Below are 16453 nucleotides of genomic sequence, written 5' to 3' on the forward strand. Positions count from 1 at the left end.
GATTTTCTACCCATCCACAGCGAAAAACACAGCTTTCCAGGCTCTCCTTCACCGGCCAGACATTGCCCATGCATAGACCGCATTTGCTGCACAATGGCTCGTCGAAGCGAGGTGTCTGTATTTTTGATGGTTTAGTCATGGGAAGAGGTGAGGTTTTCAACGAAACAACAGAACGTTGCATCAAAATAGGTATTTTGTTTCGAGTGATCAAGAGGCATGAGTTAAGCCCTTATTGTATGGGAGGCTCTGCTACATGATGCTTATGTTGAGAATCAGACAGTGGGCAGACAAACTCTGTCTTGCCATTTTCCCTTTCTATTTCTTCCCCCCTTCGGCGGCAATTTCAGGCATAGAGCAGCAGATATCCGACTGAACCTGACAGAGCATGCTTTCGGTTGCCTGCTGCATGATTTTTGACATAATCATATCGCTCATGAATTTCAGTGCCGGTTCCGGCATGAGATTGAGCGGGAATGACAGTTTGAAATCCAGCGATATATTTGTTTCGAAATGCACGGCTGTCCGGTTGTCGGTCTGGTGAAGAAGGAAGATTTCTGAAAAAGTCTTGCCGATGAAGGTATGGTCGTTGCTGAAAAGCAGTTCCGGGGCCGACTCGACGGTTTCCCAGATTATTTTTTTTCCAGGAGTCTCTGTATCGATGGGAGCCCGGCTTTCACCGGCGTAGCGCTTGAAAACAGCACTGTCTGTCGGGATATGCTCTTCGGTCTGCCTGACAAAAAAGATGGCTACGATCGGGTTGTTTCGAGGATCGTCGACCTCGAAGGTCCATTGAAAAACGTCGAGATCCTCTATGTAGCGGACATATCTGCAGTAAGGATTGCATTTCAGGATTTTCTCGTGATTGGAGAAATATACAGTCGATTCCTGAAGGCATGACTCAAGAACCACTAATGCTTTGCTTTTTCCTACAACTTCCATGATTACACAAAAACGTTTCCTTCTCCTCGATGTTGTTTCATGCTCTTGTTTTTCTCAGGTCAGGCGCTGGAATTCGTTTTTTTTCGCGGGAGCCCGATTCAGCTCAGGATGAATGGGCATCTGCTGCCTGAGTGTTCCTGATAAACAGGTTTACTCGCCCAACAGTTCCTTACCTGAAGATTCCAGTATGACCTTAGAATGTAACCGTTCTTGCCACTCTTGCAAAAAACTATTAACCTGACTTCACCGACCCTTTTCATTATATTTTCAGAGAGCATTAACTTTCCCCCGATGTGAGCTTGAAAAACCAGTAAAACAATGTATGGCCATGCATGATGAGTTGCCGTTCAGGATTATTTTTGCCGGGATCTACGTCGCTGGTTTCCTGATGAGAGGCTTGTTTGTCCAGCGTTTGAAACCGCAAGGGGAGCCGATAATGCCTGAAACGGGAGATCCAGGCGAAATCAGCCGTTTCAGGGTTGTTTTCCAGAAGGTAATGTTTTTTTTATGGATAGCTATCGTGGCGAGTTACACATGGTATCCTCCATGGGTTGAGGCTTTGCATTTTACGTTTCCCATATGGTTCCGTTACGGGGGCGTTATTGCTGGTGCGGTATCTTTCCTTTTTCTTTTTCTGACCATGAAAGCGCTCGGAAGATACTGGAGTCCTTTGCCCAGGATGATGGAAGGGCATAAGCTTGTAACCTCAGGGCCCTATCGTTTTATCAGGCATCCCATGTATACCGCAATGATGGTGCTTTTTATGGCTTTTATACTTATTACGGCGAATGCGGCCGTTACGTTGTTTAGCCTGATTGCCATAGTTTTGACTGTCAAATGGGCTTTAAAGGAGGAGAAAATGCTGATCGGTTTTTTCGGGGACGAATACCGGGCGTATGTTAAGCGTACGGGGGCTTTTTTGCCAGCCCCCGGAAAGATGGTTCGGCAAATCTTTTTTAACCGGAACGACCAGCCATGAGTTTTGCTGATACAACAAGAGGGAAGATCTATTATGAAGACACCGGATGGGGTGTTGGCGACGATCGGGAAGTCGTTTTGTTTTTCAACGGCTGGTCCATTTCTGCGAGATACTGGATGCCGGTAATCGATCGGCTGTCTTCGCAGTACCGTTGTGTTTCCTTCGATCAAAGCGGAACGGGCCGAACCGTATGCAGCCATTCGTGTCTTTGCTTTTCCGTCGAGGGGTTTGCCGATGAGGCGTCGGAGTTGCTTGTCCGTCTTGGCCTTCTCGGCTCCAGAAAGCTGCATATTGTTGGCCATTCGATGGGAGGTATGATAGCGACTGAAATCTGCAACAGGCATCCTGAATCCCTTGTTTCGGCTACAATTGTCAATTGTGGTATTTTCGATGATGAACTGCTCAAATCTTTCCATCATGTTCTGGTCGGCGGTATGATCGATGTTGCCATGCTCTTCAAGTGGGTATTTATTTTTGAACCGTTCAAGTCGTTGTTCATCGATCGCACCATAGGCAGGCCCATCGAACAGAAGTACAGGACTGTTTTCGTCGAGGATTTTGTGACAAGCGACAGCCGGGCTGCGACCGCTGTCGGGAAATTTGCCATAGATCCTCAAATAATAGGGCGGTATACGTCTGAAGCTGTAAAGATCGGTGCGCCGCTTCTCTGTGTGGTCGGCATGGCCGACCGAACTATCCCGCCAGAAGGCATGAAAACCCTTTATAACAGACGAATCGAGCAGAGTGCCTTCTTAACCAGGCTGGCCAGGTTCGATAATGCAGGCCATCTGCCGATGCTCGAAGTGCTTCCGGAGTTTGAGCTGGCTCTTCGCAGCCATTTTTGTGCAGCAAGCAGACTCCTCGGATAAGCAGAGAGTGCAAGCTCTTTTTTTAGAAAAAAATATTTTATACATTACATACCCATACGGGGTATAGGTATGCGCCTTGGCTGTCTGTAAGTCCTGCAACTTGATGATAAAAATATGGATGATGTTATTCTGAGACTCAAGAAGGTAGCCGGTCAGGTTGAGGCTCTCGTCAGGATGATCGAGGGCTCGCAGGGATGCGACAAGGTCATCATCCAGTTTCAGGCGGCAAAAGCCGCTCTCGACAAGACCTATTCTCTCGTTCTCGACAGGAGCCTGAAAGAGTGCATGAGCCGGAATGACTCGGAAAATGTGGGACGGATTTTAAAACTCATATCAAAACATTAACACACCATGAAGGTATACCAGGTACTGACCGGTATCTGTCTGTTCGGAGCGCTTTTCTCTCCTGACCAGGCGGCGGCAGGCAGCAGAACCGTGCGGCTTTCGCTTGAAGATGCGGTGCGCATCGCTCGTGAAAACAATTACACGATAAGGGCTGCCCGCAGCCGGGTTGACCAGGCCCAGGCGAAAATTACCCAGACCCGCCAGTCCTATCTGCCGAAAGTCACGCTGTCGGAGACCTTTTTTGTGACCAACGATCCCGGTGCGGCATTGGTTTTGAAGCTGCAGCAGAACATTGTCGAGATGGCTGATTTCAATCCGGAAAAACTCAACAACGCAAATACGATCAACGATTTCAATACGTCGCTGCAGGTGATACAGCCGATATTCAACGCCGACGCGGCGATTGGCCGCAAGGTAGCCTCGACGGCAAAAAAAGCCCAGCAGCTTATGGTTGCCAGAACGGAGGAGTCCGTCGAGCTGCAGGTCAGCCGGGTTTATTACGGCCTGATCCTCGCCCGGAAGAACATCGAGGCCGTCGAGCAGTCTATTGCGACGATGAGCGGGCACAGTCGCGAGGCAGTGAAAGCCTACAATGTGGGGCTCCTGACAAAGTCCGACAAACTTTCCACCGATGTAAGGCTTGCCGAGCTCAACGAGCAGAAGCTCATGCTTCACGACGCAATAAAGAACGCTACCGATGCCTTGAAAGTGTTGCTGAATCTTGAGCAGAACGTCACAGTAATACCTACTGGCGATTTCGTTGTAGGCAAGGGGGTGCCTTCAGTCGATGAGGCAACCGTTCCCGAAAACCGGTCCGATCTCATGGCCATGCAGACCTACCGGGAGATCGCCGAACAGCAGGGAGAAATGGCAAGGGCTTCGAGGCTTCCGAGGGTAAACGGTTTTCTGAGAACCGACCTGCACAGTGAGGACCTTTTCAGTGGCGGGTCGAGCTGGTCGATGGGTGTGAACATGCAGTGGGATATTTTCGATGGTATGGCATCAGAAGGCCGCCTTCAGGAGGCAAAAGCCCAGGAACTCGAAGCCAGATACTCTTATGAGGCGGCCCGAAGCGGCAGTCTTGCTGAGATCAGAAAAGCCGCACGGGAAATGAAAACGGCCAAGGCGAGAATTGCCGTTGCCCAGCAGGCGCTTGAAGAGTCGCGGGTGAGTCTTGATTATATCGGAACCCAGTTCAAAACCGGTATGGCCATGACCTTCGAACTGCTGATGCGTGAAGGGGCATATACCTATGCGAAGCTGCGTCTCAACCAGGCACGTCATGATTTCTGCATAGCCAGAAGCGAGTTCGACTACTACTCGGGAAAATAACGTAACAGCAGGATATTAATCTTAATCTGACGGGAAACCGAATTGAGCATTATGGACGTAAGGATGATCAGGTTGTTTCTTTTTGCCGTAATCCTCGGTGTTGTGACGGGGTGCGGAAAAGAGAATACGGAGTCAGCGAAAAGCGGGAAACCGGGTACTCCGGTTCTGGTGGAGAGCATCGTTGCAGTAGGGGGACTTTCCGGGGGGGGCGAGGAGGAGGTGCTTGCGGTTCCTGAAGGGGCAGTGTTTCATCAGGGGGTGCTGTCAGGCGTTTATGTCGTTGACGACGAGGGTCGGCTCACTGTTCGCTGGGTACGTACCGGCAGGGCCGTAGACGGATCACTTGTCATTCTCGGGGGTCTCGATGCGGGAGAGAGGGTTTTAGGCAGGTATAACCGTTCGCTCCGGGAGGGAGTGACGGTGAAGCAACAGGTTTCAGAAACAAAAGAGATTCAGTCCAATGAATGAAGGTATTGCAGGCAGGCTCGCCAAGCAGTTCATCAACTCGAAGATAACGCCACTTCTGATGGTGGCGTCACTTCTTGTGGGTATTATCGCAACGTTCATGACGCCGAGGGAAGAGGAACCGCAGATTGTCGTTCCGATGGTTGATATCTACATCCCTTATCCCGGCGCGACTCCCTCCGAGGTCGAAGAGCGTGTCGCCAAGCCGTTCGAGCGTTCGCTGACCGAAATTCCCGGTGTTGATTATGTCTATTCCACCTCCATGCCGGATTTTGCGCTGGTGACGGTTCGCTATGATGTGGGCGAGAATACCGAGGAGAGCATGGTCAAGCTCTGGGCAACCCTTATGAAGAATATGGACAAGATGCCTCAGGGGGTCCAGATGCCGCTCATGAAAAAGGTGGCCATCGACGATGTTCCGGTGCTGAACCTGACCATGTGGAGCAAGAGCAAAGATCCCTATCAGCTCAGAAAGGCAGCTATGGATGTGGCAGATGAGCTGAAAAAGACCGAGAATATCGGCGATGTCGAGATCAAGGGGGGGCTCAAGCGACAGGTTCGGATTCTTCTGAACAAGCAGAAGCTGCTGCAGTACAACGTAAGCGCCCTGCAGATCGCCCGTCAGGTTCAGATGGCAAACAGCCAGATGCCTTCCGGAGATTTCAAGCAGCAGAACAGCGAAATTCTTGTTCGCTCGGGCAGCTTTCTTGAAAGTGCGTCTGATGTCGGCAACATCGTTGTTGGTATTTATGGTGCCTCGCCGGTTTATCTGAGCAGTGTCGCGCGAATTGTCGACGGTCCGGAAGAGGTGAACAACTACAACTTTTTCGGCTGGGGATCGGCATCGGAGTCGAAAGACCGCGGCGAATATCCGGCCGTCACCCTGACTGTGGCAAAACGCAAGGGCGCCGATGCTTCGGTGCTTGCCGAAAAGGTGATTGCCAAGGTCGATCAGCTCAAGGGATCGGTCATACCGTCCTCCATTACCGTTACGGAAACAAGGAACTACGGTGAGACCGCAACGGAGAAGGTGTTTACGTTGCTCGAACACCTCATCATCGCTATTGTTGCGGTGACGATCGTCGTCGGCATTTTCCTTGGATGGAGGGGTGCACTGGTGAATTTTGTGTCCGTGCCGATTACCTTCGCCCTGACCCTTCTGGTCTATTACCTGTTCGATTACTCCCTGAACCGGGTCACGCTTTTCGCCCTGATTTTTGTGACCGGTATCGTTGTTGACGACTCGATCATCATTGCCGAGAACATCCATCGCCATTTCGCCATGAAGCGTCAGCCGAAACTGCAGGCGGCCATAACGGCGGTCAGCGAGGTCGGCAATCCCACTATTCTGGCTACATTTACGGTTATCGCCGCCGTGCTGCCAATGGTGTTCGTTTCCGGCCTTATGGGCCCGTACATGAGTCCGATGCCGATCGGCGCTTCGCTGGCCATGATTTTTTCGCTTCTTATCGCACTTATTGTAACGCCGTGGCTTTCATACAGACTGCTGAAGGTCGAGGACGAAGGGCATGCGGAGTATGACATCACGAAGACCGGCTACTACAAGCTGTTTGAAAATATTCTCTCTCCTTTGCTCGACAACAGCTTCATGCGTCTCTTTGCATTTGCCGGAGTCGGCCTTCTGCTTGCCGGTGCTATCATCCTGATACCGCTGAAAGCCGTTCAGATGAAAATGCTGCCGTTCGACAACAAGAACGAATTCCAGGTTATCGTCGATATGCCGGAAGGTACCGCTCTTGAACGGACCGCAATGGTTACCAAGGAGATTTCATCATATCTGAAAACGGTGCCAGAGGTCAGCAGTTACCAGTACTATGTCGGCACCAGTGCACCGATCAATTTCAACGGCCTTGTACGTCATTACTATCTGCGCCAGGCCTCCAACATGGCAGATATTCAGGTCAACCTGGTTCATAAGGGAGAGCGCAAGGATCAGAGTCACGACATTGCCAAAAGGGTGCGTTCCGGCGTTCAGAAGATCGCCCTGAAGTACGGGGGAAATGCAAAAATCGTTGAGATTCCCCCGGGACCTCCGGTGCTCTCGACCATCGTGGCTGAAATCTACGGGCCTTCCCAGAAAGAGCAGATTGCGCTGGCAAAAGAGGTGAAGAGAGTTTTTTCCGAGACTCCGGGAGTGGTCGATGTGGACTGGCTTCTGGAGGACGACCAGAAAGTTTACAATCTGGTGGTCAACAAGGAGCGGGCGGCTTTCCGCGGCGTTTCCACCGAGCAGATAGCCCAGACGCTGCGCATGTCGCTCAGCGGCATGGATGTAGGTGTGCTGCATACGCAGAATGTCAAGGAGCCGGTCATGATACAGGTGCGGCTGCCTCAATCCGACCGTACCTCGCTCAGGGATCTTTCCGGTATATTTGTTCAGTCACAGGGGATGGGGTCTCTCACAACCCGTCTGCGAGCCGGGGAGATGATCCCTTTGTCGGAACTGGTGAAAGTTGAGGAAAAAATCCAGGACAAGAGCATCTACCGCAAGGATCTTCGTCGGGTGCTCTATGTTACTGCAGATGTTGCCGGTGCTACGGAAAGCCCGGTATATGCCATGCTCGATATGGACAAAAAAATACAGCATATCAAGGTTCCTGGCGGCTACAGCATCAACCCGCTCTATACTGCAAATCCGGCGGTCGAGGATAAACTTGCCATGAAGTGGGACGGGGAGTGGCAGATAACCTTCGAAGTGTTCAGGGATCTCGGTACGGCTTTCGCTGTGGTGCTGGTTATCATCTATCTCCTGATTGTGGGCTGGTTCCAGTCATTCAAGACTCCGCTCATCATGATGATCGCCATTCCGCTGAGCCTTGTGGGCATTATTCCCGGCCACTTCATTCACGGGGCGTTTTTTACCGCGACAAGCATGATCGGCATGATTGCCCTTGCCGGCATCATGGTGAGAAACTCCGTGCTCCTTATCGACTTTATCCAGATACGGCGTGAAGAGGGGACTGAACTTAAACAGGCGATTATCGAATCTGCGGCTGTGAGGACACGTCCGATCATTCTTACCTCCGGGGCTGTGGTTATCGGTTCGGTGATCATGCTTTTCGATCCGATATTTCAGGGCCTGGCAATTTCAATGATCTGGGGTGGGATACTCTCAACCGTCCTTACGCTTGTGGTTGTTCCTCTGGTCTATTATATCACGGAAAAGAAATCTGAAAAAAAGGTTCAGGAGGTGAAAAAACCATGAAATTCATAGCTATTATGGGTCATGAAGAGACCCGCCCGATGGTTCGGGCCCTGTTCAGGAAATTTCAGGTGCACATGTTCAGCAATGTCTCCATCCGCGGCTGCAACTGTGATCGCAAAGAGGGTGCCAAGCAGCCCTGGTGGCCTTCCGACGAAATGATCGGCACCTACTCGTCGCTCTGTTTCGCCGTGCTCGACGACGACAAGGCGGATGCTATCATGGAAGAGCTTGAAACGAATCCCCTTGCCGTAGACCGGGATTTTCCGGCAAGGGCTTTTCTCATGAATGTCGAAAAAACCGCCTGACTGGCTCCTTCTGCACACCAATGATTGTCAAACAGTTCCGTACGGGAGGCGACAGGAATTTCGGCTACCTTGCTGCCGATGAGCATTCGGGGGAGGCTCTGGTCGTGGATGCCTCCTGGGACCCCGGCTCCATTGCCGAATACGCAGTACAGGAAGGCTACCGAATCCGTTATGTTTTTTCCACCCACGCACATGCCGATCATACCAACGGCAACGCAGCGATGGCGCGACTGAGCGGTCTCAAGCCGCTTCTTTATGGAGATACCTGCCCGTTTACGGGCATCAGGGTTGAGGATGGCGCGGTTTTTCCGCTTGGATCTCTTCACGTTCATATTCTCCATACTCCCGGTCATACTCCGGACTCAATCTGTCTCCATGCAGGGGATTCACTCTTTACCGGTGATACGCTTTTTACCGGAAAGGTCGGGGGAACCTGTTCCGGGGAGGAAGCCGCTGCAGAATATGACTCGCTGCAACGGCTTCTGAAAGAGCTGCCGCCGGCCACCATGGTTTATCCTGGGCATGATTACGGGGAGCGGCCCATCACCACGCTCGGGGATGAAAAGCGTACGAATCCTTTTCTCCTGCAGCCCGATTTCAATGCATTTCTTGCGCTGAAAAATAATTGGGCAGCCTACAAAAAAGAGCACGGCATAAAATAATTTTTGCGTCCTTCCGGCTGATTTTCTATATTTGCAAGTTGCTTTTTTGCGTGCCGGGCCGTGTAGGCCTCCCTTCCTTTCCAGATTTTTCAGACATAGTTCCCGCACTCTTCGCGAGTTGCCTTTTTTCCAATAACAATGGGCGTTTTGTCCTTTTTTTAATCAGAGGAAATTTCTATGGATCAGCTTATAACACTGAGGACACTTCCGGTTTCGGCTTTGATGCAGAAAGATTTTAAGACGATCAAGGGCAGCTGCACGGTTGCCGAAGCGCTGCAGATCATGAAGCGTACCAAGCAGAGTGGCCTGGTTGTCGAGCCCCGCAATGAAGACGACTGTTACGGCATTGTTACCGAAAAGGATATTCTTGAAAAAGTTATCGATCCCGGTGAAGACGTGCATCGCGATCCATGGAACACCCCTGTTTTTCAGATCATGAGCAAGCCGATCATCAGTATCAACCCCGCCCTCAGAGTCAAGTACGCGCTCCGTCTGATGAAGAGAACCAATGTCAGGCGGCTTACCGTCATGGAAAACGACAAGGTACTCGGTGTGCTGAACATGACCGATGTCCTTCAGGCTGTCGAAGAGCTTCCCGTACATGACGACCATGTAGCGTTGTAACCGCTTTCCGTTGTCTTGCCGTCACTCCTCTTTACAGGAGACAAATCATTCAATCTGCAGGGTACTGCCCCGTCTGTAGCCCTTCTTACATTCACTGAATCTGTTCTGCAGCTTCATAACGAGATAAGAGCGTATGAAACCATTTGATATTGTTATCGTCGGAGGCGGAGGTGCCGGTTTGTATGCGGCCATGGAAGCCATGAAAACCAATCCGGCGCTCAATATTGCCGTATTGTCCAAAGTCTATCCGAACCGATCCCATACATCCGCCGCTCAGGGTGGAGCCAACGCTGCTCTTGCCAACAAGGCAAAGGACGATACGGTTGAGCTGCACATTTTCGACACCATCAAGGGCAGTGACTACCTTGCAGATCAGGATGCCGTCGAGATACTCTGTTCCGAGGCACCGAAGATCATCCGTGAGCTCGACAACATCGGGACTCCCTGGTCGCGGCTTGACGATAACACGATTGCTCAGCGACCTTTTGGCGGTGCAGGCCGACCTCGCTGCTGCTACTGCGCTGACAAAACCGGGCATACCATTCTGCAGACCCTCTACGAACAGTGTCTGAAAAAAGGGGTCTATTTCTTCAACGAGTATTTTGCCCTTCAGCTGTCGGTCAAAGACAGCCGAATGAAAGGCCTTATAGCCATGAACATCAAGACCGGAAAGGTCGAGGCGTTTCCGGCGAGGACGGTTGTTTTCGCTACCGGAGGCTATGCCAAAATGTACTGGAACCGTTCAAGCAACGCTGCCGGCAACACAGGAGATGGACAGGCCATTGCCTACCGCGCAGGTATTCCGCTCAAGGATATGGAATTCGTGCAGTTCCACCCCACCGGTCTGAGAAAGAGCGGTCTTCTGGTAACCGAAGGAGCCAGAGGAGAAGGGGGCTATCTGGTCAATGCAGGCGGCGAGCGCTTCATGTCGCGATATGCGCCTGAAAAAATGGAGCTTGGGCCAAGAGATCTTGTTTCCCGATCGATCGAGACCGAAATTTTGCAGGGAAGAGGCTTCGACAGCCCCGCAGGCAAATATGTCCATCTCGATCTGACCCATCTCGGGGCTGACCTTATCATGTCGAGGCTTCCGCAGATTCGTGAGATGTCGATGTATTTCGAGGGCGTGGATCCGATTGAAGAACCTATTCCGGTAAGGCCAACGGCTCACTACTCGATGGGTGGCATCGATACGGACAATTTCGGCAGAACCGTCATGGAGGGGGTCTATGCCGCCGGGGAGTGTGCCTGTGTTTCGGTGCACGGAGCCAACCGTCTCGGAGGGAACTCGCTGCTCGATATTCTCGTTTTCGGTCGCCTGGCAGGACGGACTGCCGCCGAAGAGGCGCGCAAATTCGAGCCTTCGCAGATCAGCCAGGAAGAGATCAAGGATACGGAAGCTTCGCTTCGGAGCTATATGCAGCCGTCAGGTCACTTCGAGCGTTACGGCGTTCTGCGCGAAGAGCTCGGTCAGACGCTTGGCATGAATGTCGGTATCTACCGTGAGGCATCGAAGATCCGGACAGGTATCGAAGACCTCAGCGCACTCAGGGAGCGCTTCAGGCATGTTCGTGTTTTCGATACCAGCGATGTATTCAATACCAACCTTCTTCAGGTTCTTGAACTGAAAAACATGCTCGATCTTGCTGAAACCGTTGCATCAGGAGCTCTTGCACGTGAAGAGAGCCGCGGTTCGCATACGCGCACCGATTTTCCGGTAAGGGATGACGAGAAATGGCACAAACATACCCTGGCGACGCTTGAACAGGATGGAATGAAACTGGGTGAAAAGCCGGTGTCCATGGGCAGGTATGAACTTCAGGAAAGAACCTATTAACAACTACTCGATATGACAGGAGCTTTAGAACTGCATACGGAAGAGAAAAGAGATATAACCCTCAGGGTGTTCCGCTTCAACCCGCAGGTAGACAGCAAGCCGTATTTTGACGACTATACGATACAGATTGAAAAAGGTATCACGGTTCTCCGTTCTCTTAACTATATCAAAGAGCATGTCGATGCCTCGGTGAGTTTCAGGGCCTTCTGCCAGGCGGGAATCTGCGGTTCCTGCGGCATGCGCATCAACGGGATTTCAAAACTCGCCTGTACCACCCAGGTGTGGGATGAGCTTTCGAAATGCAGGGAAGCGGGCATCATCAAGATCGAGCCCCTGCGCAACATGCCGCTGATCAAGGATCTCATCGTCGATATGGATCCTCTTGTCGACAAAATGAAGCATTACTCGAACTGGATCGAGACCAGAATGCCCGAATCGGAAATCGGCAAGAAGGAGTTTCTTGTATCGGAAGAGGAGTTCCGGAAATACGACAAGGCGACCGACTGCATTCTCTGCGCTTCGTGTGTTTCGGAATGCACCATTCTCAGGGCGCACAAGGAGTATGTCTCTCCTGCGGTTCTCCTGAAATCCTACCGGATGAACGTTGACACCCGTGACGCTATCCACGACGTGCGCCTTGGTGAGCTTGTCAAGGACCATGGGGTGTGGGACTGTACGCACTGTTACCGCTGCCAGGAGACCTGCGTGAAACATATCCCCATCATGGATGCCATTCACGGTATCCGTGAGGATGCGATCGAAGTCAGGGGTGCCAGGGATACCAGCGGAGCGAAACATGCCGAGGCATTCATGGAGGATATCGAAAAGAAAGGCAAGCTTGTCGAAGCCACCCTGCCCATTCGCACCAACGGCGTTGCATGGACGCTGCAGAACCTTCTTCCCATGGCGATGAAGATGATCATGAAGCGCAGAACTCCGCCGCCGCCGCCGCTGGTCAAGCCTGCAAAAGGGATGAAAAAATTCAGGGAGCTGTTCAGGGAGATGACCGAGCACGTCAAGGCCGAACAGAAATCCCATAAAAAATAACCGTGGAGAACCGCAGTATGAAGAGGTATGCTTACTATCTGAGCTGTATCAACGAATCCATGACTAAAGAGGTTGACCGTTCCATCGATCTGTGGCAGAAGGATCTCGGCCTCGAGTTTGTAAAGCTTCATGAAAGCACCTGTTGCGGTGGCAGCAATCTCGATTATGTGAGCCCGAAGCATTTCGCGCTTGTCAATGGCCGCAATATCGCTCTGGCTGAAAAACTTGGTCTCGATCTTGTGGTTTCCTGTAATACCTGTCTGATGACCATCCGGACGGCAAAGAAAAAACTCGATGAGTCGCCGGAACTGAAACAGGAGGTGAACGAGCTCCTGAAAAAGGAGGGTCTCGAATACAGGGGGACTTCAAATGTGCGACACCTTCTGTGGGTGCTTGCCGAAGACGTCGGTTTCGAGGCTATCCGTCAGAAGGTCAAGGTGCCGCTGAAAAACTACAGGATTGCACCGTTTTACGGCTGCCATATTCTTCGCCCCTCGACAGTTCTCGGAAAGGACGATCCGCTTGAACCGAGCACTCTGGACATGATGATCGAGGCTCTCGGCGGAACGACGTTGCCCTATGAGCATAAAAACCGCTGCTGCGGTTTCCATACGCTTCTGGTTGCCGAGGAGGAGTCTCTCAATGTGGCGGCCGAAGCGCTTGAAGAGGCTATCGAGATCAAGGCCGATTTCATTGTCACCCCTTGTCCGCTCTGCCATACCGTACTTGACGGCTACCAGGCAAAAGCGCTCAAGCATGCCAATATTCACAGCTCCATTCCGGTTTTTCATCTTTCGGAGATGGTCGGTCTTGCGCTTGGTTACACGGAAAAACAGCTGGGCATCAAGCGGCATATCGTCACTTGAGCCTTTGCCGTTCCGCTCTTTTTAATGGATGAGAGCCCTTCGGCTCATCGGTAAAGTTTTCAAATAAGGCTAAAAAAATGTAGTTTTGCACTTTGAAAAAACACCCGAAGCCGGAAGCCGCGGAAGTTGCAGCGGGTAAACATGTTTTCTTAAACCTCTCAAATTATTGCATTGCATGCTCAAAAATGATCTTTTTCTCCGGGCATTGAAGCGCCAGCCGTGTTCCCGGACGCCTATCTGGGTGATGAGGCAGGCCGGTCGCTATCTTCCGGAGTATCGGGCAGTCAGAGAAAAAACGGACTTTCTGACCCTCTGCAAAACGCCTGAACTGGCTGCCGAGGTAACCATCCAGCCAGTCGATCTGATGGGTGTCGATGCCGCCATCATCTTTTCCGACATTCTTGTGGTCAACGAAGCCATGGGTATGAACGTCGAGATCATCGAAACAAAAGGAATCAAGCTGACTCCGGTTATCCGCAGCCAGGCCGATATCGACAAACTCATCGTTCCCGACATCGACGAGAAGCTTGGTTATGTGATGGATGCCCTCCGTCTTACCAAGAAGGAGCTTGACAACCGCGTACCTCTTATCGGTTTTTCGGGTGCAGCATGGACGCTCTTTACCTACGCTGTCGAAGGCGGCGGTTCGAAGAACTACGCTTTCGCCAAGAAGATGATGTACCGCGAGCCGCAGATGGCCCATCAGCTGCTGAGAAAGATCACCGAAACCATCAGCGCCTACCTCCTGAAGCAGGTCGAGGCCGGTGCCGATGCCATCCAGATATTCGACTCATGGGCAAGCGCCCTTTCCGAAGACGATTACCGTGAGTTCGCGCTTCCCTACATCAGGGAGAACGTTCAGGCAGTAAAGGCAAAATACCCGGACATTCCGGTTATCGTTTTCTCGAAAGACTGCAACACCATCCTTTCCGATATCGCCGATACCGGCTGTGATGCCATGGGGCTCGGCTGGGGCATCGATATCGCCAAGGCACGCAAGGAGCTCAACGACCGCGTGGCGCTGCAGGGGAACATGGATCCCACGGTGCTTTACGGAACTCCTGAAAAAATCAAATCGGAAGCGGCCAAAGTCCTCAGGCAGTTCGGTCAGCATACCGCAAGCTCGGGTCATGTTTTCAACCTCGGCCACGGTATTCTTCCCGATGTCGATCCGGCCAACCTGAAGCTTCTTGTTGAATTCGTCAAAGAAGAGAGCGCAAAATACCACTGAGGATATTTTTCGTCATACCGCTCCTGAACTCCGCCTGATGCTGCTCGTCGGGCGGAGTTTTTTTTGCCGTTGCCCTTTTCCTGACAAATGCCGGGGAAAGGAGTCGGAAAGATTTGCTTACTTTAAATAGGTTTTTGCTTATCTGCGAATTATTCCTGTTGAGGTTCATGACGGCAAGAAGAACATTTAAAGAGCTGGCCCGACATATCATTTTCGACAGCAGCACCATTCCATCCAAGCTGTTCGATCTTGGCCTGATAGGAGCTATCTGTGTAAGTGTCCTCGTTGTGATGCTCGATAGTGTCGCTTCGCTGCATAGGGCTTATGGAAGGGAACTCTATCTCCTTGAATGGTTTTTCACCCTGCTGTTCACGCTTGAATATTTTCTGCGTCTCTATGCGGCAAAGAGCCGGTTGCATTACGCTGTGAGTTTTTTCGGTCTCATCGATCTCCTGTCCATTCTTCCTACCTATTTCAGCATCCTGTTTCCGGGGGCACAATATTTTCTTATTGTCCGTTTTTTCCGGGTTCTCAGGATTTTCAGGCTTCTCAAGCTCGTGACCTTTGTCAGGGAAGCAGATTTTGTGACCGCTTCCATCAGGGCTTCGGGCAGGAAAATCATGGTTTTTCTCTTTTTTGTTCTGGTTCTTGTCAGCATTGTAGGAGCGATCATGTACATGATCGAGGGGCCTGAAAACGGTTTCCGGAGCATTCCCGAAAGTATCTACTGGGCGATTGTCACCGTGACCACCGTCGGATACGGGGATATCTCTCCCCAGACTCCTGCAGGCAGATTTCTTGCCGCACTTTTGATGATAACGGGTTACAGCATCATTGCGGTTCCTACCGGCATCGTTTCTTCGGAAATGTCGTCAATGCGCGGCAGAATCGTCAGGAAATCTGCCTGTCCGTCGTGTTCCGACGCGGAGCACGATATCGATGCCCGCTATTGCCGTTTCTGCGGCCGCCGGCTCGATACGGCTCCGCCAGGTGGTTAAGAGGAGTGGCGCATGCCCTGTTTTTTCCTTATATTATCAGTTTTAAACGTCGTCCCAGTGTTAAATTCTCTGTTATGACCGGCAAATGCAGATGTCCGGCGAGCCTGACCGACCGTACGCCATACGAGGAGGTTGTGCTTGACACCATGCTCTACAGCGCCAGGCTGAAGGAGAGGGTTGCCCGCCAGAACAGTGCGGTTATCGTGGCCATGGCGCGCCTTCTGGCAGCCACTTTCGAAGAGGGGGGGAAGCTGCTCCTATGCGGCAACGGGGGCAGTGCGGCTGACGCACAGCATCTGGCTACCGAGCTGACCATCCGCTACCGGAGCAGCGTGAATCGCCCGGCGCTGGCGGCTATAGCCCTGAACGCCGATACCACGGCGCTGACTGCGGGAGCGAACGACTTCGGTTACGATGAGGTGTTCCGCAGGCTGGCGGAAGCTTACGGCAGGGAAGGTGATGTGGTGCTCGGCCTTTCGACAAGCGGCAACAGCCGAAGTGTGCTCAACGTGCTGAATTACGGCCGTGAACACGGCATGAAAACCATAGCCCTGCTCGGGGGGGACGGGGGCATGATGAAGGGTGTGGCCGATCTTTCGATCGTGGTGCCCCATTCGGGGTCTGCGGATAGGGTACAGGAGTGCCATATTACCATAGGGCACGTAATCATCGATCTTGTCGAGCGGATGCTCGGCTACGGCCGCTCGAAGACATAACGTTTTAACCCA

The 16453-nt window shown here is 51.9% G+C and carries 17 protein-coding genes; 16 read left to right on the plus strand and 1 reads right to left on the minus strand.

Translation table 11 applies throughout. The features are described 5' to 3' along the window. Positions 1–257 (plus strand): hypothetical protein (locus tag K9G39_RS06485; RefSeq protein WP_292004119.1); only part of this gene is annotated, 257 nt, incomplete at its 5' end. Between the two features lie 58 nt (positions 258–315). Here K9G39_RS06485 and K9G39_RS06490 read toward each other — a convergent pair. After that, positions 316–939: a DUF1997 domain-containing protein gene (locus K9G39_RS06490; protein ID WP_076792367.1), complete on the minus strand. Its 624-nt coding sequence runs from the start codon at positions 937–939 to the stop codon at positions 316–318. Between the two features lie 322 nt (positions 940–1261). On the opposite strand from K9G39_RS06490, the gene K9G39_RS06495 reads away from it, so the two are divergent. The 15 genes from K9G39_RS06495 to K9G39_RS06565 all read left to right on the plus strand — a co-directional run bounded on the left by K9G39_RS06495 (position 1262) and on the right by K9G39_RS06565 (position 16441). Continuing rightward, positions 1262–1918, plus strand: a complete 657-nt coding sequence (locus K9G39_RS06495) for an isoprenylcysteine carboxylmethyltransferase family protein (protein WP_292004120.1) — start codon at positions 1262–1264, stop codon at positions 1916–1918. After that, the gene (locus K9G39_RS06500) at positions 1915–2787 is read left to right on the plus strand and encodes an alpha/beta hydrolase (protein ID WP_292004121.1); all 873 of its coding nucleotides are present in this window, start codon (positions 1915–1917) and stop codon (positions 2785–2787) included. Before K9G39_RS06495 ends, K9G39_RS06500 begins: the two co-directional genes overlap by 4 nt. Before the next feature lie 114 nt (positions 2788–2901). Further along, positions 2902–3132 carry a metal-sensitive transcriptional regulator gene (locus K9G39_RS06505; protein WP_292004122.1) on the plus strand — a complete coding sequence of 77 codons (231 nt, stop codon included), beginning with the start codon at positions 2902–2904 and terminating at the stop codon, positions 3130–3132. 6 nt (positions 3133–3138) lie between these two features. Next, on the plus strand, positions 3139–4464 hold the full coding sequence (locus K9G39_RS06510; RefSeq protein ID WP_292004123.1) for a TolC family protein: 1326 nt from the start codon (positions 3139–3141) through the stop codon (positions 4462–4464). A 51-nt stretch (positions 4465–4515) separates the two neighbouring features. After that, positions 4516–4932: a hypothetical protein gene (locus tag K9G39_RS06515; RefSeq protein WP_292004124.1), complete on the plus strand. Its 417-nt coding sequence runs from the start codon at positions 4516–4518 to the stop codon at positions 4930–4932. Further along, the gene (locus K9G39_RS06520) at positions 4925–8155 is read left to right on the plus strand and encodes an efflux RND transporter permease subunit (protein WP_292004125.1); all 3231 of its coding nucleotides are present in this window, start codon (positions 4925–4927) and stop codon (positions 8153–8155) included. Before K9G39_RS06515 ends, K9G39_RS06520 begins: the two co-directional genes overlap by 8 nt. Further along, on the plus strand, positions 8152–8460 hold the full coding sequence (locus K9G39_RS06525; RefSeq protein WP_292004126.1) for a hypothetical protein: 309 nt from the start codon (positions 8152–8154) through the stop codon (positions 8458–8460). Before K9G39_RS06520 ends, K9G39_RS06525 begins: the two co-directional genes overlap by 4 nt. Positions 8461–8480: 20 nt before the next feature. Further along, positions 8481–9122, plus strand: coding sequence for a hydroxyacylglutathione hydrolase family protein (locus K9G39_RS06530; protein ID WP_292004127.1), 642 nt, complete (start codon positions 8481–8483; stop codon positions 9120–9122). Positions 9123–9299: 177 nt separating this feature from the next. Beyond that, positions 9300–9746, plus strand: a complete 447-nt coding sequence (locus tag K9G39_RS06535; RefSeq protein WP_292004128.1) for a CBS domain-containing protein — start codon at positions 9300–9302, stop codon at positions 9744–9746. A 133-nt stretch (positions 9747–9879) separates the two neighbouring features. Then, on the plus strand, positions 9880–11583 hold the full coding sequence (locus K9G39_RS06540) for an FAD-dependent oxidoreductase (protein WP_292004129.1): 1704 nt from the start codon (positions 9880–9882) through the stop codon (positions 11581–11583). A gap of 12 nt (positions 11584–11595) precedes the next feature. After that, entirely contained in the window at positions 11596–12630 is a 1035-nt protein-coding gene (locus K9G39_RS06545; RefSeq protein WP_292004130.1) for a succinate dehydrogenase/fumarate reductase iron-sulfur subunit, read from the plus strand. Positions 12631–12647: 17 nt separating this feature from the next. Then, positions 12648–13496, plus strand: coding sequence for a CoB--CoM heterodisulfide reductase iron-sulfur subunit B family protein (locus K9G39_RS06550; protein WP_292004131.1), 849 nt, complete (start codon positions 12648–12650; stop codon positions 13494–13496). A 175-nt stretch (positions 13497–13671) separates the two neighbouring features. Further along, a complete protein-coding gene (gene hemE, locus K9G39_RS06555) occupies positions 13672–14727 on the plus strand; it encodes a uroporphyrinogen decarboxylase (protein ID WP_292004132.1) in 1056 nt (351 codons plus the stop codon). Positions 14728–14894: 167 nt separating this feature from the next. Then, entirely contained in the window at positions 14895–15725 is an 831-nt protein-coding gene (locus tag K9G39_RS06560) for an ion transporter (protein ID WP_292004133.1), read from the plus strand. Positions 15726–15799: 74 nt separating this feature from the next. Continuing rightward, entirely contained in the window at positions 15800–16441 is a 642-nt protein-coding gene (locus K9G39_RS06565; protein WP_292004134.1) for an SIS domain-containing protein, read from the plus strand. Positions 16442–16453 lie beyond the last annotated feature (12 nt).

Source organism: Chlorobium sp. (assembly GCF_021740465.1).
Lineage (GTDB): Bacteria > Bacteroidota > Chlorobiia > Chlorobiales > Chlorobiaceae > Chlorobium.